Origin of the sequence: Duganella levis, assembly GCF_009857605.1 — a bacterium.
GTDB lineage: Bacteria > Pseudomonadota > Gammaproteobacteria > Burkholderiales > Burkholderiaceae_D > Rugamonas > Rugamonas levis.
The window spans coordinates 59,247-86,174 of sequence record NZ_WWCT01000002.1; the positions used below are offsets into that span (position 1 = coordinate 59,247).

A 26,928-nucleotide genomic window follows, 5' to 3' on the forward strand; every position below is an offset into this window, starting at 1 on the left:
GCCCCGCCGGCATTGCTGCGGGCGGGGCTGAGAGGATCGAACTAAACGATTTATACCATTACAGGACTTCGCTGGCGTGATCCGCCAGACGCGAACGTTCGCCGCGCGCCAGCGTCACGTGACCGCCGTGCGACCAGCCCTTGAAGCGATCCACCACATACGTCAGGCCACTCGAACCTTCGGTCAGGTATGGCGTGTCGATCTGCGCGATATTGCCCAGGCAGATGATCTTGGTGCCCGGACCGGCACGCGTCACCAGCGTCTTGACCTGTTTCGGCGTCAAGTTCTGCGCTTCGTCGATGATCAGGAACTTGTTGACGAAGGTACGGCCACGCATGAAGTTCAGCGACTTGATCTTGATGCGCGAACGGATCAGGTCCTGGGTTGCCGCGCGGCCCCACTCGCCGCCATCCGAATCGGACTTGTTGAGCACTTCCAGGTTGTCGTCAAACGCGCCCATCCACGGCGACATTTTCTCTTCCTCGGTGCCAGGCAGGAAACCGATGTCTTCGCCGACCGGCACCGTCACGCGGGTGACGATGATTTCGTTGTAGAGCTTGGTTTCCAGCACTTGCGCCAGGCCAGCGGCCAGGGCCAGCAGGGTTTTACCCGTACCAGCCTGACCCAGCAGCGTGACGAAGTCGCATTCCGGATTCATCAGCAGGTTGAGCGCGAAGTTCTGCTCGCGGTTGCGCGCGGTCACGCCCCACACATTGTTCTTGTTGTGGCTGAAGTCGCGCAGGGTTTGCAGCACGGCGGTCTTGCCGTTGATCTGCTTGACCTGGCCATAGAACGGCGCTTCGCCATTCTTCGGCTCCAGGAACACGAACTGGTTGACCAGCATCGACGGCACGAACGGACCGGTCACGCGGTAGAACGTGGCGCTCTGGCCGCTCTTGTTCTCCTGCCACGACTCCAGGTCCTTGGCGTGCTTGTTCCAGAAGTCTTCCGGCAGTTGCAGGATGCCCGAGTACAGCAGGTCGGTATCTTCCAGCACGTGGTCGTTGAAGTAGTCTTCCGCCGGCAGGCCCAGCGCGCGCGCCTTGATGCGCATGTTGATGTCTTTCGACACCAGCACGATGGCGCGGCCTTCCTGCTCCGATTCCAGCGAGCGCACTACCGACAGGATCTGGTTGTCGGCTTTGCCCGATGGCAGGCCCACCGGCAGTTCCGCCGTTTGCAGGCGGGTCTGGAAGTACAGGCGGCCCTTGGCGTCCTTGTTGCCCAGCTTGGACAGCGGGATGCCGTTCTCGATGGCGTCGTCGTCGGTGTTGGAGACCAGCGCGTCCAGCGTGCGCGAGACTTGACGCGCATTGCGCGCCACCTCGGTCATGCCTTTCTTGTGGTTGTCCAGCTCTTCCAGCGTCATCATCGGCAGGTAGACGTCGTGTTCTTCAAAGCGGAACAGCGACGATGGATCGTGCATCAGCACGTTGGTGTCCAGCACGAACATCTTGGTGGTGCCGGTCTGGTCGGCATTGCGGCTGGTGGACGACTTGATCGCCACCTCATTGGCCTTGTGCTTGGCCGGATGCGGCGCTTCGGTGGTGATCGGCGTGACCTTGCCGCGCGGCGATGGCTTGCCCTTGGCTTCGACGGCGTCGGCCGCCGCTTTCAACACGGCTGGCGCGGCTTTCAGTACGGCGGCCACGGCTTTGGATTTGGCTGGCGCAGGCGCCGGCGCTGGAACAGCAGTTGCAACGGCGGCGGGCGCTTTGGCGACCACCGGTTTTTTTGCTACAGGAACGGCTTTGACGGTCGCCGCTTTCTTCGGCGCTGGTGCTGGCTCGGGCGCGATATCGGCAACTGCCGCGAGGGCAGGGGTCGCACGGCCGGTGGCCTTGGGGTAATCTTTTGCCAACAGTATAGTCGCTGGCTTACTTGGTATTTTTGGCAGTGGCATCAGGATCTCAATCGAAAGATATCTGGAGGAATCCGCCCACAGGGAGTCGTCCCGATGGGGTGGATGCTGGGTAAAAGGGAAAAGGAGACTGCCGACGGGCACGCATGGCGCCCGGTGAAAGTACCGCGTGGTGGCCGGCTGGCCACCATGTAGGGTGGGAGGAATTACAGTGCTGACTCAAAATGACTGGATACGCTCGGTTCTGCTACGGTTGAGCAAACTGGAAGCTGCAACGCATCCCTACAACTTAAGCCTGGCGCGTGACAAATTCCAGCACTTCATCAACGTGACCCGCTACCTTCACGCCTCTCCATTCTTTCACCAATTGGCCGGTAGCGTCAATCACAAACGTGCTGCGTTCGATGCCGCGTACAGTCTTACCGTACATTTGCTTCATCTTCATGACACCGAACTGTTCGCAGACTTTTTCTTCCGGGTCGGAAATCAGTTCAAACGGCAGGCCCAGCTTGGCGCGGAAGCCTTCGTGCGAACGCAGCGAGTCGCGGCTGATGCCGTAGATTTCGGTCTCGGCCGCCTGGAATTGCTCGTACAGGTCGCGGAAGGCCATGTTTTCGGTGGTGCAGCCTGGGGTGTTGTCCTTGGGGTAGAAGAACAGCACGGTATAACGCGCCGGGCGGCCGGACAACTGGAAGGTCTGGCCGCTGGTCATCGGCGCGGAGAAATCGGTTACTACATCAGCCACAGGCGTCTCCTGGAAGGGTTATTCGGCGCGGGCGGGGCCCTGAATGATCAGCTGGCCCGAACGTCCCGGCAGCTCGCCCCAGGTGATGGGGCAAACCGGCATCGGCAGGTCTTGTATCTTCTGATGGTAGTCAGCCATGGACGCCAGTTGGTATCCCTGTGCTTGCCACCCTGCCAATAGCTGCTCGAATATGGGGGCGAGTTTCTGTCCTTCAAGCTCGGCGTGCAAAGTATAGACGTGGTCGCGCGTGGCGCCTTCGGTCAGCTTGAGCAGGAAGGCGGCGATATTGCCGGTGCCGATCGTCACGCCGTCGACTTCGCAGCCCAGCACTTCGTCCAGCGTCGGCAGCGTGGTCGGCATCTGGATGTGCTTCAGCACCTGCGCGCCGTCGGACAGACGGTGCGGACCGTCGGCCGGATTGGCCAGCTGGCCGTTTTCCTTCAGCACGCAGCGGCCGTCGGAAGCGTAGGCGTAGCCGGCGGTGTCGTGTTCGTGGAAGGCGGCGTTGTTCATCTGCCAGCCGGCGGCGCCGTGGGTGCGCGGCGCCTGGCCGAACACCTGGGTGAAACGGTTGGCGGCCTTGCGCATCATGCTGGTGGCCCAGCCGGCGTCGCGCCTGGCGACGTTGTCCTGCCACAGCACGTGGTCCCAGGTGTGGATGCCGCACTCAAAGCCGGCGTCCTGCACCGCGCGCATGTCGGCGGCGCAGTCCTTGCCGATGTCCGGGCCGGGCAGCAGCACGCCGTACATCAGCGTCTTGAAACCGTAATGCTCAACCACCGACGTGCGCGACACCTTGCTGAAGAAGCCCGGACGCAGCGCGCGCCGCATCGCCCAGCCGGTGTGATCCGGCCCGAGCGAAAACAGGAAGGTGGCGCCGGCATTGTGCGCCTTCAGCATGCGTACCAGGTTGGGTACGCCCTCACGGGTGCCGCGGTAGGTGTCGACGTCGATCTTCAACACCATCAATGGTTTTTGATTCAATGCTTAGTCCATCAGTTTCTGTGCTTCGGCCACTTGGCCGCGGTAGGCGTCGAAGATTTTCTTCAGCGCGTCAGCCATGGTGGTGGTCGGCTTCCAGTCCAGCTCTTCGCAGGTGTTGGTGATTTTCGGCACGCGGTTCTGCACGTCCTGGTAGCCGGCGCCGTAGTAGGCGCCCGAGGTGGTTTCAACGATCTGGACCTTGGCGGCGCCTTCGGCGTACTCAGGGTATTGCGGCGCCAGTTTCAGCATCATGTTGGCCAGTTCGCGGATCGAGAAATTGTTGACCGGGTTGCCGATGTTGTAGATCTTGCCGGTGGCGGCGCCGTTCTTGTTCTCGATGATTTTCATCAGCGCATCAATGCCGTCGTCGATGTCGGTGAACGCGCGTTTCTGCGCGCCGCCGTCCACCAGCGAGATGTTCTCGCCACGCACGATGTGGCCGAAGAACTGGGTCACCACGCGCGACGAGCCTTCTTTCGGCGTGTGGATCGAATCCAGGCCGGCGCCGATCCAGTTGAATGGACGGAACAGCGTGAAGTTCAGGCCTTCCATGCCGTAGCCCCAGATCACGCGGTCCATCAGCTGCTTGGCGTTGGAGTAGATCCAGCGTGGCTTGTTGATCGGGCCGCAGATCAGTTCCGAGTTTTCCGGATCGAACTCTTCGTCGTGGCACATGCCATACACTTCCGAGGTCGATGGGAACACCAGGTGCTTGCCGTACTTGGCGGCGGAACGCACGATCGGCAGGTTGGCTTCAAAGTCCAGCTCGAATACGCGCAGCGGCGCTTTCACGTAGGTCGATGGGGTCGCAATAGCAACCAGCGGCAGGATCACGTCGCACTTCTTGACGTGGTACTCGACCCATTCCTTGTTGATGGTGATGTCGCCTTCGAAGAAGTGCATGCGCGACTTGTAAGCCTCATTCTCCAGCACGTCGGTGATACGGTCGGTACTCATGTCCATGCCGTACACGTGCCAGTCGGTGGTTTCCAGAATGCGTTTCGACAGGTGATGGCCGATGAAGCCATTGACGCCGAGGATGAGAACTTTTTTCATGTGAGTATATCCAGGTAATGTTTAGTGCTGCCGCCGCTTAAGCGCGCGCGGCCAGGCGAATATCGAGCTGCTCCGCCGTGATCGGTTCACCATCGGCGGTCAATGCGGAAATCGTCAGCATGCGGCCATCGCCGCAAACGCCAAAGATGCAATTATCTACTACTGTCAAGCCCGGTGGCAAACTGAGAGAAACAACATTGCCAAAGTTGCCATGGCCAGTGCCGGTGATGCGGGCGCGCTGGATCACGTAGCGTACACCGTCGATGTCGGTAAAGGCGCCCGGATACGGCGGCGCCACCGCGCGGTGCAGGTTGTAGACGTGCTGGGCCGGCCAGAGCCAGTCGATGCGGCCGTCTTCCGGCTTGCGGCCGCCGAAGTAGCCGCCCTTGCTCAGGTCGTTGTGCAGGCGCGGCGCCGTGCCGTCCAGCAGCGATGGCAGCACGCGCCACAGCGCCTGCTCGGCCGCCACCTGCACCTTGCCGAATACTTCGTGCGCGGTGTCGTCCGGCAGGATCGGCACTTCCATCTGCGAGACGATGGCGCCGGCGTCCGGCTTGACGGTCATTTCGTGCAGCGTGGCGCCGGTCACGGTGGCGCCGTGCAGCACCGCCCAGTTGACCGGCGCGCGGCCGCGGTATTCCGGCAACAGCGAGCCGTGCATATTGAACGCGGGCGCCACCGCCAGCAGCTCGGCCGGCAGCATGTTGCGGTAGTAAAAGCTGAACATCAGGTCCGGCTTGGCGGCCTGCACCTGCGCCAGCAGCTCGGGCGACTTGGCGTCGGCCGGCGTGATGTAGGGAATGCCTTCGGCCTCGCACAGCGAAATCACCGATTCGAACCAGATGTTTTCGTTGGCGCTGTCCTCGTGCGTGACCACCAGCGCGACGTCGACGCCGCCGGCCAGCAGCACTTTCAGGCAGCGCACGCCGACATTGTGATAGCCGAAGACGACGGCGCGCTTGCGCGGTTCCAGGTCACTCATGATGGCGGCCCACGGTGCGTTTCTCGACGCCGGGCGGCGGCAGCGGCTGGCCGTTGTCGTCGCGCTGTTGCAGGATGGTCTGCACCACGTAGCGCGGACGGGCCCGCACTTGCTGGAAGATGCGGCCGACATATTCGCCCAGCAAACCGATGCCGAACAGGATGATGCCCATGAAGAAGAAGGTGATGGCAAACAGCGTGAACACGCCTTCCGCTTCCGCGCCCAGGAACAGGCGGCGCGCCACCAGCACCACCACCAGCAGCGCCGACAGCAGCGACATCAGCATGCCCATCATCGAGTAGAACTGCAGCGGCACCAGCGAGAAGCCGGTGACCAGGTCGAAGTTCAGGCGGATCAGGCTGTACAGCGAGTATTTCGATTCGCCGGCCGAACGCTCTTCGTGCTCGACCACGATTTCGGTCGGGTTGCGCGAGAAGCGGTAGGCCAGCGCCGGCACAAAGGTATTCACTTCGGCGCACTGGTTCATCAGGTCGACGATGTTGCGGCCGTAGGCGCGCAGCATATTGCCCTGGTCGGTGATCTTGATGTTGGTGATGCGCTCGCGCAGGTGGTTCATGGCCTTGGAGGCGTAGGTGCGCCACGCCGAGTCCTGGCGTTTGCGGCGGATCGAGCCGACGTAGTCGTAGCCTTCGCGTACCTTGGCCACCAGGTTGCCGATTTCTTCCGGCGGATTTTGCAGGTCGGCGTCCAGCGTCACCATGATGTCGCCGCGCGACGCTTCAAAGCCGGCCAGGATGGCCATGTGCTGGCCGTAGTTACCGTTGAACAGCACCACGCGGGTCACGTCCGGGCGCTGGCGGAACTGTTCGGCCAGAATCGACACCGAGTTGTCGCGGCTGCCGTCGTTGACGAACACGATTTCGTAGCTGGCGCCCAGCTTGTCCAGTGCCGGATACAGGCGCGCGAACAAGGCGGCCAGGCCGGCCTGTTCGTTGTAGATCGGGATGACGACGGAGATTTCCGGCTTGTTCAGGGAGACGGTCATTTGATCAGGATCGCTTTCACGGCTGCGACTGCGCGATCGACGTCGGCAAAAGTCATGGCGTAGAACATCGGCAGGGTCACGGTCAGGTAGCCGAGTTTTTCGGAGACCGGGAACATGCCTTCCTTGAAGCCGCGCTCGCGGTACAGGCTGAACAAATGGATCGGCGAGTAGTGGTAGCCGGTGCCGACGTTGAAGCGGTCCTTCATGGCGGTCATGAAGTCGGCGCGCGTGCTCGGACCGTTGTCCGGCAGGATGATCTGGAACAGGTGGTAATTGCTGGAATCGAAGGCTTGCAGCGGCAGCTGGGCGCCGGACTGCGCTTCAAACTCCGGACCAAACGCCTCGTAATAGCGGCGCGCCAATGCGCGGCGATGGGCGGTGACCTGCTCGATATTGGCGAACTGGCCCAGGCCGATGGCGGCCATGATGTCGCTCATATTGTATTTGCCGCCCAGGACATCGACATCGATGCCGTCGACGCCGCTGCGGGTCACGCCTTGCAGGCGGTATTTCTCGGCAATCTTGGCTTCTTCCAGGTTGTTCAGCACCAGTGCGCCGCCTTCGCCGGTGGTCAGGTTCTTGTTGGCCTGGAAGCTGAACGAGACGAAATCGCCGAACGAACCGATGCGCTTGCCGTTCCATTCGGAACCGAAGGCTTGCGCCGCATCTTCCACCACGCGCAGATTATGCTTTTTGGCGATGGCGTACAGGCGGTCCATATCGACCGGCAGGCCGGACAGGTAGACCGGAATGATGGCCTTGGTGCGCGGCGTGATCGCGGCTTCGACTTTATCGAGGTCGATATTGCGGGTGACCGGGTCGATGTCGGCAAACACCGGGGTGGCGCCGACTTCGATGATGACGTTGGCGGTGGCGACCCACGAAATCGGCGTGGTGATCACTTCATCGCCAGGACCGATGCCGGCGATGCGCAACGCGATTTCCATCGTGCAGGTGCCGGAATTGAAGGTGCGCACCGGACGGCCGCCGAAGTACTCGGACATCTGGGCTTCAAACGCCGCCACTTTCGGGCCGCTGGTGATCCAGCCCGAACGCAGGACTTCGCCCACGGCGGTAATGGTGGCCTCGTCGATCGTAGGCTTGGAAAAGGGCAGGAAGGGCTGATCAGCACTCATGAGGTGGTATGCTCTCTTAATATATTTTTGTCTATGACGTATGGCCGTCATTCTAAATTGTTCGTCAGGTACGCGCCAGCCACGCCACCCCGACCAGGATGACGAAAATGGCAAGCAGGCGCTGCATCGACAGCGCTTCGCCGAACAGGTACCAGGCGCCGACGGCGGTGACCACATAGCCTAAAGACAACATCGGATAGGCGACGGACACATCGACGCGCGACAGTGCAATAATCCACAGCACTACCGACAGTACGTAGCAAGTAAGCCCGCCAATGATGGGCAACTGCGTGGCGACGCGCCAGCCGACACTGAACAGATTGCTCAGCGTCAGGTGGATTTCGCCGACGTTGCGGGCGCCGGCCTTGAGCAGCAGTTGCGCTACTGCATTAAGCAGCACGCCGACGATGATGAAGCTAAACGTTGCAATATTCATTTATGGTTTTATTCATTACAGATTGGTAATGACGATCCGGCGGCTGTCTTCCGCGATCACGCGCATGGTCACGCCCTTGCTTTTCAATTCCCGATAAGCATCGTCGCTGACGATGGCCATGGCCTTGACCTGCTGCGCCGTATGCTCGCGCCAGCGGGCGATAAAGCCGTCCACCGTCGGAATCGACAGCTCCGGCTGCTGGCGCAGGCCGAAGGTGAATTCGTCCCAGTAATCCACCAGGATCACCGTGCGGCGCAGGTAGAAGGTCATCGATTGCTCGTAGGTGGAGACCGAATAGATCTTGGTGTCCGCTTGCAGTTCTGGCAGCATCTTCAACGCCAGTTGTTTGCCGGCGCGCAGATTGCCATACGGCTCAAAGCCGGTCAGGATCAGCTGTACCGAGACAAAACCGGCGATGGCCAGCGTCAGCACGGTCAGGTCGCGGCGCAGCTGGCGCGCATGCAGCATCGCCAGCGCACCGCCGCCGGCCGCCACGATGGCGGCCGTCAGCACCCACGGCTGGTAGGCTTCCAGCAGCGCGCGCTCGTCCGGATGGCGCGTCGCGTTGCCGATCATGTGCGGCAGCGCCGCCAGCCCAGCTATGCCGACCAGCACCAGCAGGCCGGCCGCCAGCGTGCGGTTCATGCGCGAGGCGCTTTCCAGATAGGTGGCGATCAGGATGGCCAGCGCCGGGAATACCGGCAGGATGTAGCCCGGCAGCTTGGAGCTGGAATAGCTGAAGAAGAAGGTAATGAACACGGCCCAGATCACCAGCAGCAGTTTCGGCTGGAACACGCCGGCCGTGCGCTTGGCGCCCTGGAACAGCGCCTGCGGCAGCAGGCCCAGCCATGGCATCACGCCGGGAATCAGCAGCAGCAGGAAGTAGTACCAGGCGCCTTCACGGTGGTGGGCCTTGAGGAAGAAGCGTTCCCAGTGTTCATGGATGAAGAAGAAATGCGGCTGTTCCGGGTTCTTCAGCGCCACCAGCACAAACCACGGCGCGGCAATGGCGAAGAACAGCACCAGGCCTTTGCCCAGATGCAGACGTTTCCAAATGGTAACGTCACGCGACAGCACGGTGTACAGCACCAGCACCGCGCCCGGCAGCACTAGGCCGATCAGGCCCTTGGCCAGCACCGCCAGCGCCATGCCGGTCCAGCACAGCAACATCCAGTTGCGTTGTTCGGTCGGCGTGGCGTTATCGCGCTGGGCCAGCAGCAGGCTGCACAGGGCGATGGTCATCATGCCCGACAGGCCCATGTCCAGCGAGTCGATCTGGCCGCAGGCGACCCAGAACAGGCTGGAACCCAGCGTCAGCGCGGCATAGAAGCCGGCGCGCTGGCCGAACACGCGGTTGGCGGCATAGCCGGTGAACAGCACGCCGCCCAGGCCGCACAGCCCGGTCCACAGGCGCGCCTGCCACTCGCCCAGGCCGAACAGGCCGAACGAGACGGCGTTCATCCAGGTTTGCAGCGGCGGCTTTTCGAAATACTTGATGCCATTCAGGCGGGTGGTGATCCAGTCGCCGGTGGCCCACATCTCGCGCGCCATTTCGGCGTAGCGGCCCTCATCGGGCGGCACCAGCGTGCGCACGCCCAGCACGTACAGCCAGACAATGACGAACGCCGCCAGCAGTCCCCACACGACTTTCTTGGAGTTGTAGAGGTCGTTCATCAGGCGCTTTTGCCCTCGTTGGCGTCGATGATCAGGGCCAGCGCGACCTTGCGGCCTTCGCCCATCAGGATGTTGTAGGTGCGGCAGGCGGCCTGGCTGTCCATGCACTCGACGCCGATGCGGCGCAGCGTCAGCGCGGCGGTCAGCCTGGGATGGATGAAGCGCTGGCGGGCGCCGGTGCCGAGGATCACCACGTCCGGATTCTCGGCGCCGATCAGGTCGAAATGTTCGGCGGTGATCGACTCGAAGGTCGGCGCATTCCAGGCGCGCGGCGCCACTTCCGGCAGTACGATCAGGCTGTAGTTGTAGCGCTCAGCATTGATTTCGACGCCGGTTTCGTCGTAGCCGGTAACGGTCTGGTATTTTTGGGTATCGCTTTGGTGGAGCTTCATGTCGGAAATCGTGGATGGAATCGGGTGTATAAAGCGCAAAAGAAGTTGTCATTGTAGCGTTTTCAAGGGGCGTCCGGCCTGAAAGGTTGATTAAATCGGCCCCTTTCGGCAGAATGGTTCTTTTCGCATTGCAGCACGGGCCGCCACCGGCATTTTTGGCAGGTCATGGAAGTTTGCCTCACATAAACAGGATTTTATTTTGCGACCGATTCAAAAATCGAACAAACTGGCGGAAGTCTGCTACGAGATCCGCGGCCCGGTGCCGGAAAAAGCCCGGCAAATGGAAGAGGAAGGCCACAAGATCACCAAGTTGAATATCGGCAACCTCGCCGTGTTCGGCTTCGATCCGCCGGACGAGATCGTGCAGGACATGAAGATCAACCTGTCGAATGCGGCCGGCTACACCGATTCCAAGGGCATGTTTGCGCCGCGCAAGGCGGTGATGCACTACACCCAGGGCAAGAATATCGCCGGCGTCAGCATCGACGATATCTACCTGGGCAATGGCGCGTCCGAGCTGATCGTGATGTCGATGAATGCGCTGCTGAACAACGGCGACGAGGTGCTGGTGCCGGCCCCGGACTATCCGCTGTGGACGGCGGCGGTGTCGTTGTCGGGCGGCACGCCGGTGCATTATGTGTGCGACGAGCAGCAGGAGTGGTATCCGGACATCGAGGACATGCGCCGCAAGATCACGCCGAACACGCGCGCCATCGTCGTCATCAACCCCAACAATCCGACCGGCGCGCTGTACCCGGTCGAGCTGCTGCTGCAGATCATCGAGCTGGCGCGCCAGCACGACCTGATTATTTACGCCGATGAAATCTACGACAAGGTGCTGTACGACGGCGCCGAGCACGTGTCGATCGCCTCGCTGGCGGACGACCTGCTGTTCGTGACCTTCAACGGCCTGTCGAAGAATTACCGCGCCTGCGGCTACCGGTCCGGCTGGATGGTGGTGTCGGGCGAAAAGTCGCACGCAAAAGATTACATCGAAGGCCTCAACATGCTGGCCTCGATGCGCTTGTGCGCCAACGCTCCGGGGCAGTTTGCGATCCAGACTGCGCTCGGCGGCTACCAGTCTATCGACGATCTGGTTGGCCCGGGCGGGCGCCTGTTGAAGCAACGCGATCTGGCCTACAAGCTGCTGACCGAGATACCGGGCGTCACTTGTGTCAAGCCGAAAGCGGCGCTGTATATGTTCCCCCGTCTTGATCCGAAGATCTATCCGATCGCGGATGACCAGCAGTTCGCTTACGAGCTGCTGGCCGAAACGAAAGTGCTGATCGTCCAGGGCAGCGGCTTTAACTGGATCGCGCCGGATCACTTCCGCGTCGTGTTCCTGCCGAACTCGGACGATATGGTGGAAGCCTTCGGCCGCATGGCCAAGTTCATGGAAAGCTACCGCAAGCGCCACGGCGCCAGCTTTTAATTCAGATCCACAGAAAAGATTGATATGAAACCGATCAAAGTAGGCTTATTAGGCGTCGGCAATGTCGGCGGTGGCACGTTCGACGTGCTGGAGCGCAATCAGGAAGAAATCCGCCGCCGCGCCGGCCGCAGCATCGAGATCGTGGCCGTGTCGGCACGCAACCTGGAACGCGCCAAAACGCGCACCGGCGGCAAGGTCAAGGTGGTGGCCAGCCCGTTCGATATCGTCAACGATCCGGAAATCGACATCGTCGTCGAACTGATCGGCGGCTACGACCAGGCGCGCGAGCTGGTGCTCAAAGCGATTGAAAACGGCAAGCACGTGGTCACCGCCAACAAGGCGCTGCTGGCCGTGCACGGCAACGAGATTTTCGCCGCGGCGCAAGCCAAGGGCGTCATGGTCGCGTTTGAAGCGGCGGTGGCCGGCGGCATCCCGATCATCAAGGCGCTGCGCGAGGGCCTGACCGCCAACCGCATCGACTGGCTGGCCGGCATCATCAACGGCACCACCAACTTCATCCTGTCCGAAATGCGGGACAAGGGCCTGGACTTCGCCACCGTGCTGAAGCAGGCGCAGGAACTGGGCTATGCGGAAGCCGACCCGACCTTCGACATCGAGGGCGTGGACGCGGCGCACAAAGCCACCATCATGTCGGCGATTGCCTTCGGCATTCCGGTGCAGTTCGACAAGGCGCACGTAGAGGGCATTTCCAAGCTGAACGCCATCGACATCCGCTACGCCGAGCAACTGGGTTACCGCATCAAGCTGCTGGGCATTGCCAAGCGCGCCAAGGTCAACGGCAAGGAAGGCGTGGAGCTGCGCGTGCATCCGACCCTGATTCCATCCAAGCGTTTGATCGCCAATGTGGAAGGCGCGATGAACGCCGTGCTGGTGCAGGGCGACGCCGTCGGCGCGACGCTGTACTACGGCAAGGGCGCCGGTTCGGAACCGACCGCCTCGGCGGTGATCGCCGACCTGGTGGACATCACCCGCCTGGCCACGGCCGATCCGGAGCACCGCGTGCCGCACCTGGCGTTCCAGCCGAATGCCATGACCAACATCGAGATCCTGCCGATGTCGGAAGTGACCACCAGCTACTACCTGCGCATGGATGTGAGCGATGAGCCGGGCGTGCTGGCCGACCTGACCCGCATCCTGGCCGATGCCGGCATTTCGATCGACGCCATGCTGCAAAAAGAGCCGGCGGAAGGCGAGACCCGCACCGACATCATTTTCCTGACGCATCAGACGCAGGAAAAGCATGTGACGGCGGCGATTGCCAAGATGGAAGCCTTGTCGACGGTGGGCGGCAGCGTCACCAAGATCCGTCTGGAAAACCTGAGCTAAATAAAAAAAGCCGGTCAGCGTCTACGCACGCTGACCGGCAAAGGGTTCTCTCTACAGTTTAAAGCTGGCTACATCTTTACTTCGAAGCGACAGTCAGCTCGCTTTTCACTTCTTTCACGCCTGGCACGGCCGATGCCACCTGGATGGCTTTGGTGCCGACATCGGTATTCGCGACGCTGCCCGACAGGGTGACTACGCCGTCAGCAGTGGTCACGCCGATTTGCTTTTGATCTGCCAGCGAAGCCTTGATTTTGCTGGTGATGGCCTCGTCATTGGTGGCGGTACCGGCTTTCGCGGCGCCAGCCAGCGCTGCATCCTGTTGGCCAGCGGCGAAGGCGGTGCCGGTTGCGGCAGCGGCGGTCAGGGCGGTGGCTACCATCAGGCGGGCGATCAGTTTGTTGGTCATCATGATTTGCTTCCTTTATCGAGTTTGAGGATAAAACGTCTGTGACGTTATCCACTCCTTTGCAAACCCCGTGCCAGCTCTGATTTTCTATTTGAATTCAATGACTTAGTTATGTTGTTCCGATGAGGAACCATGGCAACATGGATTATCTGTCCATATTTGTCGGGAGACAGCGACGATGCCGTGTCTCCCTTTGTTAAGTCATTGATTTTTAAGCGATTCGTCTTGTCGCTCTTCGGCGACATCATTGCGGAACAGACTGGCGTCGAGATTGTGTTTTTGCAGCAGGCGGTAGAACTCCGTGCGGTTGCGCTCGGCCAGGCGGGCGGCGTCGGCGACGTTGCCATCGGCCAGTTTCAACAGCTGGACCAGGTAATTGCGCTCGAAGCGCAGGCGCGCCTCGGTATAGCTCAGCACTTCCAGCGACGGTACCCGCAGCGCCCGTTGTACCAGCGACAAGGGGACCAGCGGCGAGGTGGCCAGCGCGCAAACGTGCTCGACTACGTTGTACAACTGGCGCACGTTGCCGGGCCAGGATGACATGGTCAGCGCCTCCAGCGCGTCCGGCGCAAAGCCGCGCACCGTCTTGCCGTATTTGGCGGCCAGCGTTTGCAGGAACTGGTTGGCCATCGGCGCCACGTCCTCGCGCCGCTGGGCCAGCGGCGGCAAGGTCAGGGCGATGACGTTGAGGCGGTAATACAAGTCCTCGCGGAACTGGCCTTCGCGCATGGCGACATCCAGGTCGCGGTGGGTGGCGGACAGGATGCGCACGTCGACCGGCTTGGCCACATCCGACCCCAGCTGGCGCACCACGCGCTCCTGCAACACCCGCAGCAGCTTGACTTGCAGCAGCAGCGGCATATCGCCGATCTCGTCCAGGAACAGGGTGCCGCCGTCGGCCGCCTGCAGCAGGCCTTCGCGCGCCGCGACGGCGCCGGTGTAGGCGCCCTTGACGTGGCCGAACAGTTCCGACTCCAGCAGCGCCTCGGGAATCGCGCCGCAGTTGACGGCGATGAACGGCGCCTTGGCGCGCCGGCTGGCGCGGTGGATGGCCTGCGCCAGCAACTCCTTGCCGGTGCCGCTCTCGCCGCGTATCAGCACGCTGGCGTCGGAGGCGGCCACCAGCCGCGCTTCGGCCAGCAGCTCGTCCATGCACTGGCTGCGGCTGATGATGGCGGCGCGCCAGTCTTCGCCGGCTTCGCTGGCGTTGGTGGCCGGCGCCGACAGGCTGAGTGCCTGGGCGATGCGTTCCAGCAGCAGCTTGGCGTCGAACGGCTTGGTCAGGTAGGCGTAGGCGCCCAGCGTGGTGGCTTCCACCGCATCCGGAATGGTGCCGTGCGCGGTCAGCAGGATCACCGGCAGCGCCGGGTAGCTGCGGCGGATTTCCTGGAACAGCCACATGCCGTCGCGGTCCGGCAGGCGGATGTCGCTGATCACCAGACGTGGCAGCTCCATCGACAGCCGCGTCACGGCCGCTTCGGCGCTGCCGACGGCGGTGACGCGGTAACCGTTGGCGGTCAGGCGCATCGAGAGCAGGCGCAGCAGGTCGTCGTCGTCATCGACTAATAACAGGTGGGCGCCCTGGCCCTGGGTAGCGGTCGTCATTTGGTCACCTGTGGTCCTGGCGCCGGGCGGACCGGCAGCGTGCGTTCGATGGTTTTCAGACCTTCCAGCATCTCGCTCAATTGATCGATGCGGCGCTGGTTTTCTTTTTGCTGCACGGCCAGCTTGTCGGCATGGTCATACAGGCGGCGCGTTTCCGCGCAGTTGCTGGACAACAGCTGCGCCAGCGGCCGGAACGGTGCGGCATCCACGTCGGACGAGGTGGCCACGCTGTCCAGCAGCGCCTGCGCCTTTGCCAGGTCGCCATTGCCGCGCGTCAGCATCAACGCCATGCCCATCTGGATTGCCACGCGCGGGCTGCGCTGTTGCAGGCCGAGGCCGCTCAGTTCCTTGACCAGTTCGCCCTGGCTCATGCGCCGCAGCGACTGGTGATAACTGAGTAGCGGGCCGACTTCGTCTGGCGGCGGCAATGGCGGCGCCACCAGTTCGATCACCGGTGGCGGCGTTGGCGCCGGCGGCGGTTCGGTCGGCAGCGGCGAGTTGAGCGTGCAGGCGGCCAGCGACAGGCAGGCCAGCACGGTCAGGATCAGGGGGAGCTTAGGATTCATAGGGCAATTCAATGCGGAAGTGGGCGCCTCGTTGCGAGGGCATCAGTTTGAGAATGCCGCCATGCGCGGCCACGTATTCATGCACGATGGACAGTCCGATGCCATTGCCGCGGCGGGCGCCGGGCGGCTGGCGCTGTCCCTGGTAAAACGGTTCGAAGATGTGGGCGGCGTCGTCCGGCGCCACGCCCGGCCCCTGGTCGCAGCAATCGAGCAGCAGCATGCCGTCCAGTTCGCCCAGGCGGAAGGAGATCAGGCCGTCCGGCGGGCTGAAACGCACGGCGTTCGACAGCAGGTTGCCGACCGCAATCGCCATCTTGTCGGTATCGATGGCGATGCTGCGCGCCTTGCCTTCGGTGGCCACGGTCAGGCGCATGGCCTGCCATTGCAGGCGCTGGCTGTCGATGGCGTGCGCCAGCAGGTCGCCCATGTCGGCCGGCTGGCGTTGCAGGTGCTGGGCGTCGAAGGTGGCGGCGTTGTAGCGCAGCAGCGCTTCGATCTGCGATTGCAACGCGGCGGTATTCTGGTTGAGGATGCCGGCGATTTCGCGCTGGTTGGGCGACAGCGCGCCGGCCACGCCGTCTTCCAGCAGCGCCACGCCTTCGCGCAGCGCCGCCAGCGGCGTCTTCAGCTCGTGCGAGATGTGGCGCAGGAAGCGCGCCTTGTCGGCTTCCAGGTCGGCCAGGCGCTGGCGCAGCCAGTTCAACTGCTGGCCCACGCGTTGCAGGTCGCTGGGGCCGCGCACCACCACGGTCTGGTCGTAGCGGCTTTCGCCCAGCGTATCGATGGCCTGTTCGATCTGCGCCAGCGGCCGCGACAGCCACAGGCCGAAGCCTGACGCCAGCAGCGCGGCCAGCAGGATGGAGCCGATCACCTGCGCCTTCAGCACGGCGCGCCGCTGGTCGAGTTCGGCCAGCAGTTCGGCGTTGCGGCGTTCGACTTCCTGTTTGACTTCCTCGGCCAGTTGCTCGTTGATGGTGGGCAGCGGATCGAGCGCTTTCTCCAGTGCCTGCTGGCGCGCGCTGTTGCGCGAGCGGGATGGCATTTGCAGGATATCCCAGGCTTGTTCGCTGGCCTGGCGCCAGCGCTGGAACAGGGCTTCGGGCGCATTCGGCAGCGCGGCCGCCACCGCGTCGAGCGACAGGCGGGCGTCGCGCCAGGCGTCGGCGTAGCGTTTGCGGAAGGCGGGATCGTCCAGCACCAGGTACTGGCGGGCGCTGCGCGTCATGGCGACGCTGCGTTCGGCCAGCTGTTGGGTATTTTCAGTGAGCGCCAGCGCGTGGTGTCCGCTGTCGCGGCTGTGGGCCGCCAGGCGGTCCAGCGTCCACAAAGCGTGCAGCGAGGCGGCGCTCAACAACACGGCAATCAGCAAAAAGACACCCAGCAGCAGCTGGCGAAACGAGAGTTTCGAGAGCATCGCGGGTTAGAAAGTGGCTATATTACAGAAATAATAAGGCCAAACGGCCGCGATAGCCTGTTCGATTGGGCGCTTGTCCCGCGTGTGTCCTAGTGGGCGACGGCGTTTTGCAGCCGCAGCTTGTGGACCGCCTCGATCACCAGCTTGCGGGCGTCGGTGCAACTGAGCTTGGCCAGCGCCGGCAGGTCGCGGGTGGCGCCGATCGCGCGCGCGACCAGGTAACCCAGGTAATAACCACGGCGCGGCGCCAGGCCGGTGTCGTCCTTGCCGGTGCTGAACAGCGGGCTGTAGTACTTGTCGTCGGTGTTGTCGAGCACCGGTTCCAGATTATCCCAGCTGGCTTGCAGATGGGCTTTGGTGATGGACAGGCTGCCTTTCGGGAAGTCCAGCAGCATTTCGCTGTCGGTGGCGTTGGGGTTCATCACTTTGGACACATAAGTGGCCAGACCTTCGCGCCACAGCGGTTGCCACATGCCCTGGTCGTCGCACTCGGGCGAGACGGCGTCCTGGTAGGTGTGGAACAGTTCGTGATGGAAGAACGCGCTTTCATCGCCGTTGCCGTGCAACACCGCCATCATGTCGGCGCCGAAGATGAAATAAGGATGGCCGTTGAACACGCGCGTGCCGCCGTCCATCTCACCCAGGGAGTGGATGATCCAGGTGTCGATGGTAGGGCGGAAATCGGGGAAGGTGGCGGCAAAGCGGGCGCTGTGGCGGGGCAGGTCGGCGTTGAAGCGGGCCACCGTGGCCAGATAGGCCTGGCGCTGCGGACCGAAGGCGTTCAGGGCGCGAGCAATCACGTAGTCCTGCTGCTCCTGGGTGCGGCGGCCCTGATAGCGCTCGATGCCGTAGAAGGCGGGGAATTTCGCCCCCACCTGCTGCTTGAAGGCCGCCACCCGCTCGGCGGAGGGCATGTTTTGGGTCGCATCCCAGAAGGTGGCGAAGTCCTCGGCGATGCTGTGGACTTGCATGACTGGCGCCGCCGCGCCGGCGCAGAACGTGGCACACGCCATCACGCCAGCGAGCAGCGCGCGCCTCATGCTGGACCGACGTCCATGCCGTCGTAGGATTCCAGCTGTTGTTCTTCGGCGAACTTGTAGAATTCCTGGTTGCGGGCGTGCAGCGTGTCGACCGTGTGCTTCTCGACTTTTTCGATATGCAGCCACCACAGCGCCGGGCTGTCGCCTTCCGGTTTGGAGTCGTAGATGCCGACCACCTGGTAGCCCTTGGCCTTCAGCAGCGCCTGCGCGGTTTCCAGCTTGGCCTTGTCGGCGTCGGCGAAGAAGTAGCCCCACAACAGCGGCTTGCTGAGATCCCACGGGGCGTTTTGTTTCATGTCGTCGAACAGCGCGACCATTTCTTCTTTGGTAATCATGAGTGTTCCTTCAAGGTCAGTACGGTATTTTACCGCGCCGGGAACTGGATGCGGACTTTCAGGCCTTGGCCGCTGCTGGCGTCGTCGAGGGTGATGGTGGCGGCGTGCAGGGTGGCGATGTCGCGCACGATGGCCAGGCCGAGGCCATGGCCGCCGGGATTGCGTTCCAGCGTGGCGGCGGCGCGGTAGAAGGGGGCGAACACGCGTTCACGCTCGGCGGCGGCGATGCCGGGGCCGTTGTCTTCCACTTCCAGCGTGACGCCGTCCGCGCTGTCGCTGACGCGCAGGGTGACGGCGCCGCCCGCCGGCGTGTAGCGCAGCGCGTTGTCGACCAGGTTGGCCAGCATTTCGTGCAGCAGCAAGGCCTGGCCCGGCACCACGCAGTCCTGCTGCGCCTCCAGCGCCAGGTCGATGTTCTTGGCCACCGCCGCCATCGCCAGTTCCAGCCCGACCTGGCGCGCGGTATCGCGCAGCGAGACGGGCGCCGTGCTATCGGTGCTTTGGTCGCGGTGTTCGATGCGCGCCAATGTCAGCAGGCGGTTGGCCAGGTTGACGGTGGAGTCGGTGGTGGCGGCCATGCTTTGGACAATCTCGCGCAGCGCGGCCTTGCTCAGTTCCGGATCGGCGCCGGGCCGGTCGCATTCGCGCAGCGCCAGTTCGGCCTGGGTTTTCAGCACCGTCAGCGGGGTGCGCAACTGGTGCGACGCGTCGGCGATGAAGCGGCGCTGGCTGTTGATCAGCATGTGCATGCGTGACCGGGAACTGTTCAACGCCGCCACCAGCGGCCGCACTTCCTTGTGGACCAGCGTCGGATCGACGTCGGAGGCGTCGTTCAAACCGCGCGTCTCGACCGCGCTTTTCAGCTGCATCAATGGCCGCAGCACCAGCCGCACCGCAAACCACACCAGCAGCGCCACCGCCGCCAGCAGCAGCGCCTGCCATTTGAGCGTGTCGAACAGGATCTGGTTGGACAGCACGCGCCGCGCTTCCAGCGTTTCGCCGACCTGGATCAAGGCGATGCCGCGCATCGAGTCGTCATACACCGGCTGCAGCAGCGCGGCGATGCGCACCGGCTGACCGTTGTACTGGGCGTGATAAAAGCGCACCAGCGCCGGATAGGCCTCCGAGCGCGGCACATCAGCCGGCACCGCCGGCAGATCGCCGTAGCCGGACACGGTCTCGCCGCGAATGCCGGTGACCTTGTAGTAGATGCGGCCCAGCGTATCGGTCTCAAAGCTGTCCAGCGCCACGTAGGGCACGTCGGCCACTACTTTGCCATCGACCACCGACACCCGTTCCGCCAGCGCGCGGGTGGAGGCCAGCAGCGAACGGTCGTAGGCCACGTCGGCGGCATCCTTGGCGTTGCGGTAGACCGAGATGGTGTTCAGCGCCACCAGCACCAGCAATGGCCCCAGCAACCAGCGCAGCAACTGGCCGCGCAGGCTGCCCAGCATGTCGCCGGCGCGGGGCGCTTGAGCGCCTGGTGTTGCTGGTGCGGGCGGCGTGGTCATGCCGGTCAGGCTGGCGCGCCGGTAGCGGCGCGCGGTTGCAGCAGGTAGCCGATGCCGCGCAGCGTGGTGATGACGGCGGCGTCCGGGCCGGGCATGTCGAGCTTCTTGCGCACGCGGTGGATGTACAGGTCAATCGCATCGATGCCGGCATCGTCGGCCAGCGCGAAGACTTCGTCGAACAGCTTCTCCTTGGAGACGGCGCGGCCGGTGCGAGTGATCAGCGTCTCCAGCACCGCGTGTTCGCGCGGCGTCAGCGCCAGCGGATTGCCGGCGTAGCTGAACATGCGGGTGACGGTGTCGAAACTGAGTGCGCCGCATTGGTGGACCAGCGCCTCGTTGCCGACGCTGCGTCGCAGCAGCGCCTTGACGCGCGCTTCCAGTTCCGCCAGCTCGAACGGCTTGGCCAGGTAATCGTCGGCGCCAAGATTGAGGCCTTGCACGCGGTCTTCCAGGCCGCCGCGCGCGGTCAGGATCAGCACCGGCGTCTTGGCGCGCGCACCGCCGCGGGCACGCAGGCGCTTGAGCACATCCAGGCCGTCCATGCGCGGCAAGGTCAGGTCGAGGATGACCAGCGCGTAGTCCTGGGTGTGCAGCAGCGCGTCGGCGTCGGCGCCGTTGTCGGCGCATTCCACCGTCAGATGGGCGTCGCGCAGCGCCTTGGCCAGCCAGTGCTGTAATTCGGTGTGGTCTTCAACTAACAATATGCGCATGGAGTCTTGCCAGTTCGCTTAAATAAGTGCAGGGTGAGGCCAGCATCATGGCGCGCCGGCGCATAAAAGTGAAGTGTCTCCGGCGATTGTGGTGATGAGGAGACATTGAAAGGCAATTGAAAGATTGACGCTCCTATAGTGGACACCTGATCGCAAAAGATCAGAGAACACATATAACTATATTTGGAGACAATTTGATGAAAAAATCCCCGTTGACCCTCGCGGTCCTGGCGCTGTTTGCGGCCGCCGGCGGCGCGCAAGCGCAATCCAACGTTCAAGTGTATGGCCTGCTGGACGTCGGCATGGAAACCGCCACCAATCAAACGCCAACCGGCGGCAGCATGACCCGCGTGATTTCCGGCGGCATGAACACCTCACGCTGGGGCCTGCGCGGCAGCGAAGACCTGGGCGGCGGCCTGAAAGCCGTGTTCAATCTCGAAGGCGGCATCCTGATGGACACCGGCGCGCAGGACGGCGCGCTGTTCAAGCGCCAGGCCAATGTCGGCCTGGAGGGCGCCTTCGGCCGCGTGGTGGTGGGCCGCTCGTTCACCACCGTGTACGACACCGTGATCGGCTTCGATCCCATGGGCTTTGCGCCGTACTATTCGTGGGCCACCTCCGGTCCCGCCACCGGCCCGGCAAAATACGGCTTCACCACCCAATACGATAACATCATCAAATATGCTGGCACTTTCGGTGACTGGAAGGTTGGCGCCAACTACGCCGCCGGCGAACAGACCACCGGCGCGCAGGACAGCGCCAAGACCGGTTTCAGCACTGTCTACAAACTGGGCGGAGTCAATCTGATGGCAACCTGGGAACGCAACAACGGCAACACCGTGCCGGCCACCGGCAACCGTGACCGCAACACCGTCTGGCATGTGGGCGGTAATTACGAAACCGGCCCGTTCAAAGCCTGGGCCGTGCTGCGCGATTACAGACTGGCGGCCGGCAAGGCGCTGACCGCCGATGTCGACGCCACCACCACCTGGGCCGGTCTGGCCTACCGCACCGGCGCCACCACGCTGACGGGCGCCATCTATCACATCAACGTCAAGAACGTCGCCGCCGGCAAGGATGCCGATCCGACCATGTACGTGGCGCGCTACCGCTACGCGCTGTCCAAGCGCACCGACCTGCACGTGACGGCCGCCTATGCGAAGGCAAAGAATGGCCAGCTGACCGGCCTGTCGCGTGACGACCCTGGCTATGGCACCAGCCAGCGCGGCCTGACCATCGGCATGCAGCATCGCTATTGATGAAAATCCTGCTGGCACTGATCTGCGCATTGCTGTTCGGCGCGACGGCCCAGGCGGCGGGCCTTGAGTGCATCGTGCCGTCCAAACCGGGCGGCGCGATGGACCTGACCTGCAAGCTGGCGCAGAAAGGCCTGCGCGGCCTGAAGGATGCGCCGAATCCGCCGCCGTCCGACATGCACATCACCTATCTGCCGGGCGGGATCGGCGCGGTGGCCTGGCATTCGCTGGTGTCGGGCCGGCGCACCGAGCCGAATACGCTGGTGGCGTTTTCCGGCGGCTCGCTGCTGAATCTCGCGCAGGGCAAGTTTGGCAAAGTGAAGTCGTCGGACGTGCGCTGGGTGGCAGCGCTGGGCGCGGACTACGGCATGATCGCAGTGCGCGCCGACTCGCCCTACAAGACGCTGCGCGACCTGGTGGCGGCGCTGCAGGCCAATCCGCAGAAGGTGCTGATCGGCGTCTCCGGCACCATCGGCAGCCAGGACTGGCTGAAGATGGCGCTGCTGGCGCGCACCAGCGGCATCGATCCCAAGGCGCTGCGCTTCGTCGCGCTGGAAGGCGGCGGCGAAGCCTTCACCGCGATGCACGCCAACTTCGTGCACGTGGTGTCGGGCGACGCCAGCGAAGCCTCGCTGTACGCGGCCAGCGGCAACACCCGCGTGCTGGCGGTGCTGTCCGAACAGCGCCTGCCGGGCGTGCTGGCCAACGTGCCGACCGCGCGCGAGCAGGGCTTCGATGTGGTGTGGCCGATCATCCGCGGCGTGTGGATGGGGCCTCACGCATCAGAAGCCGAGTACCGGCAGTGGGTGGCGCACTTCGATCGCGTGCTGGCCAGCCCGCAGTTTGCGCAGATGCGTGCTGCATCAGGCTTATACCCCTTCGGGCTGACCGGCGATGCGCTGGCGGCCTACATCAAGAAAGCCGTAGACGACTACGGCAGGCGCGCCGCCGAACTGGGACTGGTGCGCTGAATTTAAACCAATGGAGATGACATGATGTTGAAAACGACTTTGGCCGCCGCATGCGCCACACTGTTTGCCGGTTCCGCACTGGCGCAAGTTCCGGCCGGCTATCCGGCCGACTACCAGAAGCTGATCGACGCCGCCAAGAAAGAGGGCAAGCTGGTGATCTACGGCGCCACCGACAGCAAGGCCACGCAGCCGCTGATCAAGGACTTCAGCGCGCTGTATCCCGGCATTACGGTGGAATACAACGACATGAATTCCACCGAAGTGTATAACCGCTTCATCTCCGAAGTGGCGGCCGGCGGCAATACGGCCGACGCCATGTGGTCGTCGGCGATGGACCTGCAAATGCGCCTGGCCTCGGACGGCTACGCGCTGGCCTACAAATCGGTGGAGGCGTCGAAGATCCCCGGCTGGGCGGTGTGGGACGACAAGGCTTACGGCACCACCTTCGAGCCGGCCGCCATCGTCTACAACAAGCGCCTGGTCGACGCCAAGGAAGTGCCGCAGACGCACGCCGACTTCACCAGGCTGATACAGCAGCCCAAGTTCAAGGACAAGGTCACCACCTACGACATCGAGAAATCCGGCGTCGGCTTCATGTTCATGACCCAGGACGCGCGCGAGAATCCAAAGTTCACCGATCTCGAAAACGCTTTCGGCGTGGCCAAGGTACGGGTGCAATCGTCCACCGGCACCATGATGGAGCGCATCTCGTCCGGCGAGAACCTGATCGGCTACAACGTGCTGGGTTCCTACGCGCTGGTGCGCGCCAAGGCCGATCCGTCGATCGGCGTGGTGCTGCCGAAGGATTACACGCTGGTGATGTCGCGCGTCTTCTTCATCAACAAAAGCGCGAAGAACGTCAACGCCGCCAAGCTGTGGCTGGACTACATGCTGTCGCACCGCGGCCAGACCATCATCGCCAACGAATCCAAGCTGTTTGCGATCCGCGCCGACGTCACCGGCGAAACCACGTCGGCGGAGCTGATCAAACAGATCGGCAAGGACAACATCAAGCCGGTGCCGGTGCATCCTATCCTGCTGCAGTTCCTCGGGCCGGCCAAGCGCATGGCCTTCCTCAATCAGTGGAAAGCCACCGCTGGCAAGAAGTAAGGATCAACTTCCATGAACACACTCGCTCACTCCGTCCGGCCGGGACGCTGGTCCGGCATCAACTGGCCGCGCGGCGTGGTGGTGACGCTGGCCGTCTGCGCCATCTTCCTGCCGCTGTTCCTGATTTTCTACCAGAGCTTCCTGGACGCGCCGTTCTTCATGCCGGTCAAGAACCTGGGGCTGGACGCCTACCGTTTCATCTTTGAAGATCCCGACTTCGCGATCGCCTTCAAGAACGCGTTCTGGCTGGCGTCCGGGCTGGCAATCATCGCCGTGCCGCTGGGCGGCATGCTGGCCTTCCTCATGATACGCACCGACCTGCCGGGAAAAGGCTTCATCGCGCCGATGCTGCTGGTGCCGATCTTCGTCTCGCCGATGGTGATGGGCTTCGGCTACGTGGTGTCGATGGGGCCAGTGGGCTTTTATTCGCTGTGGGCCAAGGATATCCTCGGCTTCATCCCGTGGAATATCTACTCGTTCAGCAGCATCGTCATCATTGCCGGTCTGACGCACGTGCCGCACGTCTACCTGTACGCGTCGTCGGCGCTGAAGAGCCTCGGATCGGACGTGGAGGAAGCAGCACGCGTGGCCGGCGCTTCGCCATTGCAGGTGATGTTCAACGTCTCGCTGCCGATGATCACGCCAGCGCTGGCGTATGCCGGCGTGCTGGTGTTCTTCCTCGGCTTTGAAGTCTTCGGCCTGGTGCTGGTGCTGGGCGATCCGGAAGGCCACATGGTGCTGGCCACCTACCTGTACAAGCTGACGAATAAACTGGGCACGCCGTCCTACCACCTGATGGCCGCAGTCGCGGTCTGCCTGGTGATGGTGACCATGCCGCTGGTGATGGTGCAGCGCTGGCTGCTCAAGTCGGCCAACAAGTTCGTCTCGATCAAAGGCAAGGGCGCGCGTTCCAAGGCCATGCCGCTGGGCCGCTGGAAGTGGCTGGCGTTCGCGCTGATCTTCGGCTGGCTGATGTTCACCATCATCATGCCGATGTCCGGCATCGTGCTGCGCTCCTTTGTCCAGTACTGGGGCGAGGGTGTGAACCTGGCCGACGTGCTGACCTTGCAGCATTTCCGCGAAATCATGGAACAGCCGGCGCTGATGCGCGGCATCCTGAATACGGTGCTGATCGGCGTAATCGGCGGCGCCTGCGCGGTAATCTGCTACTGCGCCATTGCGCTGGCCATGCACCGCAAGCCGGACATGATCACCCGCTTCCTCGACTACAGCGTGCTGGTGCCGCGCGCCGTGCCTGGCCTGCTGGCCGGCCTGTCGTTCCTGTGGGTGTTCCTGTTCGTCCCGAGCTGGCTGGATGGCGCCTTGAAGGGCATGGACAACGGCGCCGCGCTGTGGCTCAGCGAGAATGCGATTCCCCTGCTGCGCTCCATGCGCTCGACCATCTTCGCCTTGTGGCTGGCGTATTCGGTGGTGTGGCTGGCCTACGGCATGCGTTTGATCTCGACCGCGCTGCTGCAAGTGGGGCCGGAGCTGGAAGAGGCGGCGCGCGCCGTCGGCGCCACGCGCGGCCGGGTGACGCGTGACGTGACCGTCCCGCTGATCAAATATGGCCTGCTGGGCGCGTGGCTGATGGTGTTCCTGATCTTCGAGCGCGAATATTCGACCGGCGTGTACCTGCTGTCGCCCGGCACCGAGGTGATAGGCGCGCTGCTGGTGTCGCTGTGGGCGACCGGCTCCACCGACCTGGTGGCGGCGCTATCGTTCATCAACATTGCGCTGGTGGCGGTAGGCCTCGGCGTCGCGCTGCGCTTCGGCGTCAAGCTGCATAACTGAGAACATCAATATGAAACGAGACATCATGACCAATGAACTGACCGTCAACGAGCTGCATCTGGACTACGGCAGCGGCGCCAGCGCCAATCCGATCCTGAAGGGCGTCTCCATGCACCTGCAAAAAGGCGAAGTGGTGGCGCTGCTCGGACCTTCGGGCAGCGGCAAGACCACGTTGCTGCGCGCGGTGGCGGGACTGGAAAGCCCCAAGGCCGGCGCGATCAACATCGGGGACCGCAATGTGTTCGACGGCGCCAAGGGCTTCGAGATGCCGGCCGAGCAGCGCAACCTCGGACTGGTGTTCCAGTCGTATGCACTGTGGCCGCACAAGACGGTGTTCGAGAATGTCGCCTATGGCCTCAAGCTACGCAAGCTGGGCGCCAGCGAAATCAAGGACAAGGTCAGCGACGTGTTGAAGAACCTGGGCCTGGGGCATCTGGGCGAACGCTATCCGCACCAGCTGTCCGGCGGCCAGCAGCAGCGGGTGGCGATTGCGCGGGCGCTGGTCTACAACCCGCCGGTGATTCTGCTGGACGAGCCCTTGTCCAACCTGGACGCCAAGCTGCGCGAGGAAGCGCGCGCCTTCCTGCGTGAGCTGATCGTTCGGCTTGGCCTGTCGGCGCTGATGGTCACGCACGACCAGGCCGAGGCGATGGCGATCTCGGACCGTATCCTGCTGCTCAATAACGGCAAGATCGAACAGCAAGGCACGCCGCAAAGCATGTACGAAACGCCGGACACCTTGTTCACCGCCGAATTCATGGGCAGTAACAACCGCCTGCCGGCGCGCGTGGTGCAGCGCGACGGCAGTCAGGTGCAGCTCGACATCAACGGCACGCGCTTGCAGGCCACCGCACGCGGCGCCAGCGCTGGCGGCGAGGGCATCACCATCATCCGTGTTGAGGAAGTGCGAGTCAGCGCCACGCCGGCCGACAACGCCATCGAACTGCCGCTGCTAACCTGCATGTATCTCGGCGACCGCTTCGAGTGCCTGTTCAAGGGCGAGGGTGGCACGGAGATCAGCCTGCGCGCCTATTCCAAGTACCGGCTGGAGCCGGGCCGCTACTGGCTGCAACTGCCGGCGGATAAACTCTGGGTGTTCTGAGCCCTCAGCGGAGTGAATAGCCCTCGTTTATAATGCCCTTTTGGTTCTGGCAATATT

At 63.1% G+C, this 26,928-nt stretch carries 25 protein-coding genes; 7 read left to right on the forward strand and 18 right to left on the reverse strand.

Annotated features, from left to right (window positions below; genetic code table 11):
- Nucleotides 1-58: 58 nt before the first annotated feature.
- The 10 genes from GTP69_RS03205 to GTP69_RS03250 form a co-directional block, all read right to left on the reverse strand.
- Entirely contained in the window at nt 59-1,903 is a 1,845-nt protein-coding gene (locus GTP69_RS03205) for a PhoH family protein (RefSeq protein ID WP_161053535.1), read from the reverse strand.
- 247 nt (nt 1,904-2,150) lie between these two features.
- Nucleotides 2,151-2,606, reverse strand: a complete 456-nt coding sequence (locus GTP69_RS03210) for a peroxiredoxin (RefSeq protein ID WP_110844504.1) — start codon at nt 2,604-2,606, stop codon at nt 2,151-2,153.
- A gap of 18 nt (nt 2,607-2,624) precedes the next feature.
- Nucleotides 2,625-3,572 (reverse strand): polysaccharide deacetylase family protein, encoded by a 948-nt coding sequence (locus GTP69_RS03215; protein ID WP_161053860.1) that lies wholly within the window; start codon nt 3,570-3,572, stop codon nt 2,625-2,627.
- Nucleotides 3,573-3,593: 21 nt separating this feature from the next.
- Entirely contained in the window at nt 3,594-4,646 is a 1,053-nt protein-coding gene (locus GTP69_RS03220) for a bifunctional UDP-4-keto-pentose/UDP-xylose synthase (protein ID WP_161053536.1), read from the reverse strand.
- A gap of 37 nt (nt 4,647-4,683) precedes the next feature.
- Entirely contained in the window at nt 4,684-5,628 is a 945-nt protein-coding gene (locus GTP69_RS03225) for a formyltransferase (RefSeq protein WP_161053537.1), read from the reverse strand.
- Nucleotides 5,621-6,634: a glycosyltransferase gene (locus GTP69_RS03230; protein WP_161053538.1), complete on the reverse strand. Its 1,014-nt coding sequence runs from the start codon at nt 6,632-6,634 to the stop codon at nt 5,621-5,623. The genes GTP69_RS03225 and GTP69_RS03230 overlap by 8 nt, the downstream gene beginning before the upstream one ends.
- The gene (locus GTP69_RS03235; RefSeq protein ID WP_161053539.1) at nt 6,631-7,770 is read right to left on the reverse strand and encodes a DegT/DnrJ/EryC1/StrS family aminotransferase; all 1,140 of its coding nucleotides are present in this window, start codon (nt 7,768-7,770) and stop codon (nt 6,631-6,633) included. The genes GTP69_RS03230 and GTP69_RS03235 overlap by 4 nt, the downstream gene beginning before the upstream one ends.
- 64 nt (nt 7,771-7,834) lie before the next feature.
- Entirely contained in the window at nt 7,835-8,206 is a 372-nt protein-coding gene (locus tag GTP69_RS03240; RefSeq protein WP_161053540.1) for an SMR family transporter, read from the reverse strand.
- A gap of 15 nt (nt 8,207-8,221) precedes the next feature.
- Nucleotides 8,222-9,880 carry a glycosyltransferase family 39 protein gene (locus GTP69_RS03245; protein WP_161053541.1) on the reverse strand — a complete coding sequence of 553 codons (1,659 nt, stop codon included), beginning with the start codon at nt 9,878-9,880 and terminating at the stop codon, nt 8,222-8,224.
- Entirely contained in the window at nt 9,880-10,272 is a 393-nt protein-coding gene (locus tag GTP69_RS03250) for an Mth938-like domain-containing protein (protein WP_161053542.1), read from the reverse strand. The genes GTP69_RS03245 and GTP69_RS03250 overlap by 1 nt, the downstream gene beginning before the upstream one ends.
- A 199-nt stretch (nt 10,273-10,471) precedes the next feature.
- Here GTP69_RS03250 and GTP69_RS03255 point away from each other — a divergent pair, with 199 nt between their 5' ends.
- Nucleotides 10,472-11,704 carry a pyridoxal phosphate-dependent aminotransferase gene (locus tag GTP69_RS03255; protein ID WP_161053543.1) on the forward strand — a complete coding sequence of 411 codons (1,233 nt, stop codon included), beginning with the start codon at nt 10,472-10,474 and terminating at the stop codon, nt 11,702-11,704.
- Between the two features lie 24 nt (nt 11,705-11,728).
- On the forward strand, nt 11,729-13,051 hold the full coding sequence (locus GTP69_RS03260) for a homoserine dehydrogenase (RefSeq protein ID WP_161053544.1): 1,323 nt from the start codon (nt 11,729-11,731) through the stop codon (nt 13,049-13,051).
- Nucleotides 13,052-13,127: 76 nt separating this feature from the next.
- On the opposite strand, the gene GTP69_RS03265 is transcribed toward GTP69_RS03260, so the two are convergent.
- The 8 genes from GTP69_RS03265 to GTP69_RS03300 form a co-directional block, all read right to left on the reverse strand.
- Nucleotides 13,128-13,460 (reverse strand): BON domain-containing protein, encoded by a 333-nt coding sequence (locus GTP69_RS03265; RefSeq protein WP_161053545.1) that lies wholly within the window; start codon nt 13,458-13,460, stop codon nt 13,128-13,130.
- A gap of 198 nt (nt 13,461-13,658) precedes the next feature.
- Nucleotides 13,659-15,062, reverse strand: coding sequence for a sigma 54-interacting transcriptional regulator (locus tag GTP69_RS03270; protein WP_161053546.1), 1,404 nt, complete (start codon nt 15,060-15,062; stop codon nt 13,659-13,661).
- Nucleotides 15,059-15,628: a hypothetical protein gene (locus tag GTP69_RS03275; protein WP_161053547.1), complete on the reverse strand. Its 570-nt coding sequence runs from the start codon at nt 15,626-15,628 to the stop codon at nt 15,059-15,061. Before GTP69_RS03275 ends, GTP69_RS03270 begins: the two co-directional genes overlap by 4 nt.
- Entirely contained in the window at nt 15,618-17,042 is a 1,425-nt protein-coding gene (locus GTP69_RS03280; RefSeq protein WP_161053548.1) for a sensor histidine kinase, read from the reverse strand. Before GTP69_RS03280 ends, GTP69_RS03275 begins: the two co-directional genes overlap by 11 nt.
- A gap of 89 nt (nt 17,043-17,131) precedes the next feature.
- Complete coding sequence (locus GTP69_RS03285) at nt 17,132-18,082, reverse strand: hypothetical protein (protein ID WP_161053549.1); 951 nt, start codon at nt 18,080-18,082, stop codon at nt 17,132-17,134.
- Complete coding sequence (locus GTP69_RS03290) at nt 18,079-18,417, reverse strand: ribonuclease E inhibitor RraB (RefSeq protein WP_161053550.1); 339 nt, start codon at nt 18,415-18,417, stop codon at nt 18,079-18,081. The genes GTP69_RS03285 and GTP69_RS03290 overlap by 4 nt, the downstream gene beginning before the upstream one ends.
- 29 nt (nt 18,418-18,446) lie before the next feature.
- A complete protein-coding gene (locus tag GTP69_RS03295; RefSeq protein ID WP_161053551.1) occupies nt 18,447-19,928 on the reverse strand; it encodes a sensor histidine kinase in 1,482 nt (493 codons plus the stop codon).
- A 5-nt stretch (nt 19,929-19,933) separates the two neighbouring features.
- Entirely contained in the window at nt 19,934-20,638 is a 705-nt protein-coding gene (locus GTP69_RS03300) for a response regulator (protein ID WP_161052005.1), read from the reverse strand.
- 197 nt (nt 20,639-20,835) lie between these two features.
- Between GTP69_RS03300 and GTP69_RS03305 the strand changes: the two genes are divergently transcribed.
- From GTP69_RS03305 to GTP69_RS03325, 5 genes are read left to right on the forward strand one after another with little or no spacing between them, the layout of a single operon-like run.
- On the forward strand, nt 20,836-21,897 hold the full coding sequence (locus GTP69_RS03305; RefSeq protein ID WP_161053552.1) for a porin: 1,062 nt from the start codon (nt 20,836-20,838) through the stop codon (nt 21,895-21,897).
- Nucleotides 21,897-22,865 carry a tripartite tricarboxylate transporter substrate binding protein gene (locus GTP69_RS03310; protein WP_202424284.1) on the forward strand — a complete coding sequence of 323 codons (969 nt, stop codon included), beginning with the start codon at nt 21,897-21,899 and terminating at the stop codon, nt 22,863-22,865. The genes GTP69_RS03305 and GTP69_RS03310 overlap by 1 nt, the downstream gene beginning before the upstream one ends.
- A 21-nt stretch (nt 22,866-22,886) precedes the next feature.
- Nucleotides 22,887-23,975: an ABC transporter substrate-binding protein gene (locus GTP69_RS03315; RefSeq protein ID WP_161053554.1), complete on the forward strand. Its 1,089-nt coding sequence runs from the start codon at nt 22,887-22,889 to the stop codon at nt 23,973-23,975.
- Nucleotides 23,976-23,987: 12 nt separating this feature from the next.
- Complete coding sequence (locus GTP69_RS03320; RefSeq protein WP_161053555.1) at nt 23,988-25,769, forward strand: ABC transporter permease; 1,782 nt, start codon at nt 23,988-23,990, stop codon at nt 25,767-25,769.
- 25 nt (nt 25,770-25,794) lie between these two features.
- On the forward strand, nt 25,795-26,871 hold the full coding sequence (locus tag GTP69_RS03325; protein ID WP_161053556.1) for an ABC transporter ATP-binding protein: 1,077 nt from the start codon (nt 25,795-25,797) through the stop codon (nt 26,869-26,871).
- Nucleotides 26,872-26,928 lie beyond the last annotated feature (57 nt).

Coding starts and splice junctions, on each gene's coding strand:
- GTP69_RS03205 (WP_161053535.1), bottom strand. CDS start 1,903: ATGCCACTGCCAAAAATACCAAGTAAGCCAGCGACTATACTGTTGGCA.
- GTP69_RS03215 (WP_161053860.1), bottom strand. CDS start 3,572: ATGGTGTTGAAGATCGACGTCGACACCTACCGCGGCACCCGTGAGGGC.
- GTP69_RS03220 (WP_161053536.1), bottom strand. CDS start 4,646: ATGAAAAAAGTTCTCATCCTCGGCGTCAATGGCTTCATCGGCCATCAC.
- GTP69_RS03225 (WP_161053537.1), bottom strand. CDS start 5,628: ATGAGTGACCTGGAACCGCGCAAGCGCGCCGTCGTCTTCGGCTATCAC.
- GTP69_RS03230 (WP_161053538.1), bottom strand. CDS start 6,634: ATGACCGTCTCCCTGAACAAGCCGGAAATCTCCGTCGTCATCCCGATC.
- GTP69_RS03235 (WP_161053539.1), bottom strand. CDS start 7,770: ATGAGTGCTGATCAGCCCTTCCTGCCCTTTTCCAAGCCTACGATCGAC.
- GTP69_RS03240 (WP_161053540.1), bottom strand. CDS start 8,206: ATGAATATTGCAACGTTTAGCTTCATCATCGTCGGCGTGCTGCTTAAT.
- GTP69_RS03245 (WP_161053541.1), bottom strand. CDS start 9,880: ATGAACGACCTCTACAACTCCAAGAAAGTCGTGTGGGGACTGCTGGCG.
- GTP69_RS03250 (WP_161053542.1), bottom strand. CDS start 10,272: ATGAAGCTCCACCAAAGCGATACCCAAAAATACCAGACCGTTACCGGC.
- GTP69_RS03260 (WP_161053544.1), top strand. CDS start 11,729: ATGAAACCGATCAAAGTAGGCTTATTAGGCGTCGGCAATGTCGGCGGT.
- GTP69_RS03265 (WP_161053545.1), bottom strand. CDS start 13,460: ATGATGACCAACAAACTGATCGCCCGCCTGATGGTAGCCACCGCCCTG.
- GTP69_RS03270 (WP_161053546.1), bottom strand. CDS start 15,062: ATGACGACCGCTACCCAGGGCCAGGGCGCCCACCTGTTATTAGTCGAT.
- GTP69_RS03275 (WP_161053547.1), bottom strand. CDS start 15,628: ATGAATCCTAAGCTCCCCCTGATCCTGACCGTGCTGGCCTGCCTGTCG.
- GTP69_RS03280 (WP_161053548.1), bottom strand. CDS start 17,042: ATGCTCTCGAAACTCTCGTTTCGCCAGCTGCTGCTGGGTGTCTTTTTG.
- GTP69_RS03285 (WP_161053549.1), bottom strand. CDS start 18,082: ATGAGGCGCGCGCTGCTCGCTGGCGTGATGGCGTGTGCCACGTTCTGC.
- GTP69_RS03290 (WP_161053550.1), bottom strand. CDS start 18,417: ATGATTACCAAAGAAGAAATGGTCGCGCTGTTCGACGACATGAAACAA.
- GTP69_RS03295 (WP_161053551.1), bottom strand. CDS start 19,928: ATGACCACGCCGCCCGCACCAGCAACACCAGGCGCTCAAGCGCCCCGC.
- GTP69_RS03300 (WP_161052005.1), bottom strand. CDS start 20,638: ATGCGCATATTGTTAGTTGAAGACCACACCGAATTACAGCACTGGCTG.
- GTP69_RS03305 (WP_161053552.1), top strand. CDS start 20,836: ATGAAAAAATCCCCGTTGACCCTCGCGGTCCTGGCGCTGTTTGCGGCC.
- GTP69_RS03310 (WP_202424284.1), top strand. CDS start 21,897: ATGAAAATCCTGCTGGCACTGATCTGCGCATTGCTGTTCGGCGCGACG.
- GTP69_RS03315 (WP_161053554.1), top strand. CDS start 22,887: ATGATGTTGAAAACGACTTTGGCCGCCGCATGCGCCACACTGTTTGCC.
- GTP69_RS03320 (WP_161053555.1), top strand. CDS start 23,988: ATGAACACACTCGCTCACTCCGTCCGGCCGGGACGCTGGTCCGGCATC.
- GTP69_RS03325 (WP_161053556.1), top strand. CDS start 25,795: ATGACCAATGAACTGACCGTCAACGAGCTGCATCTGGACTACGGCAGC.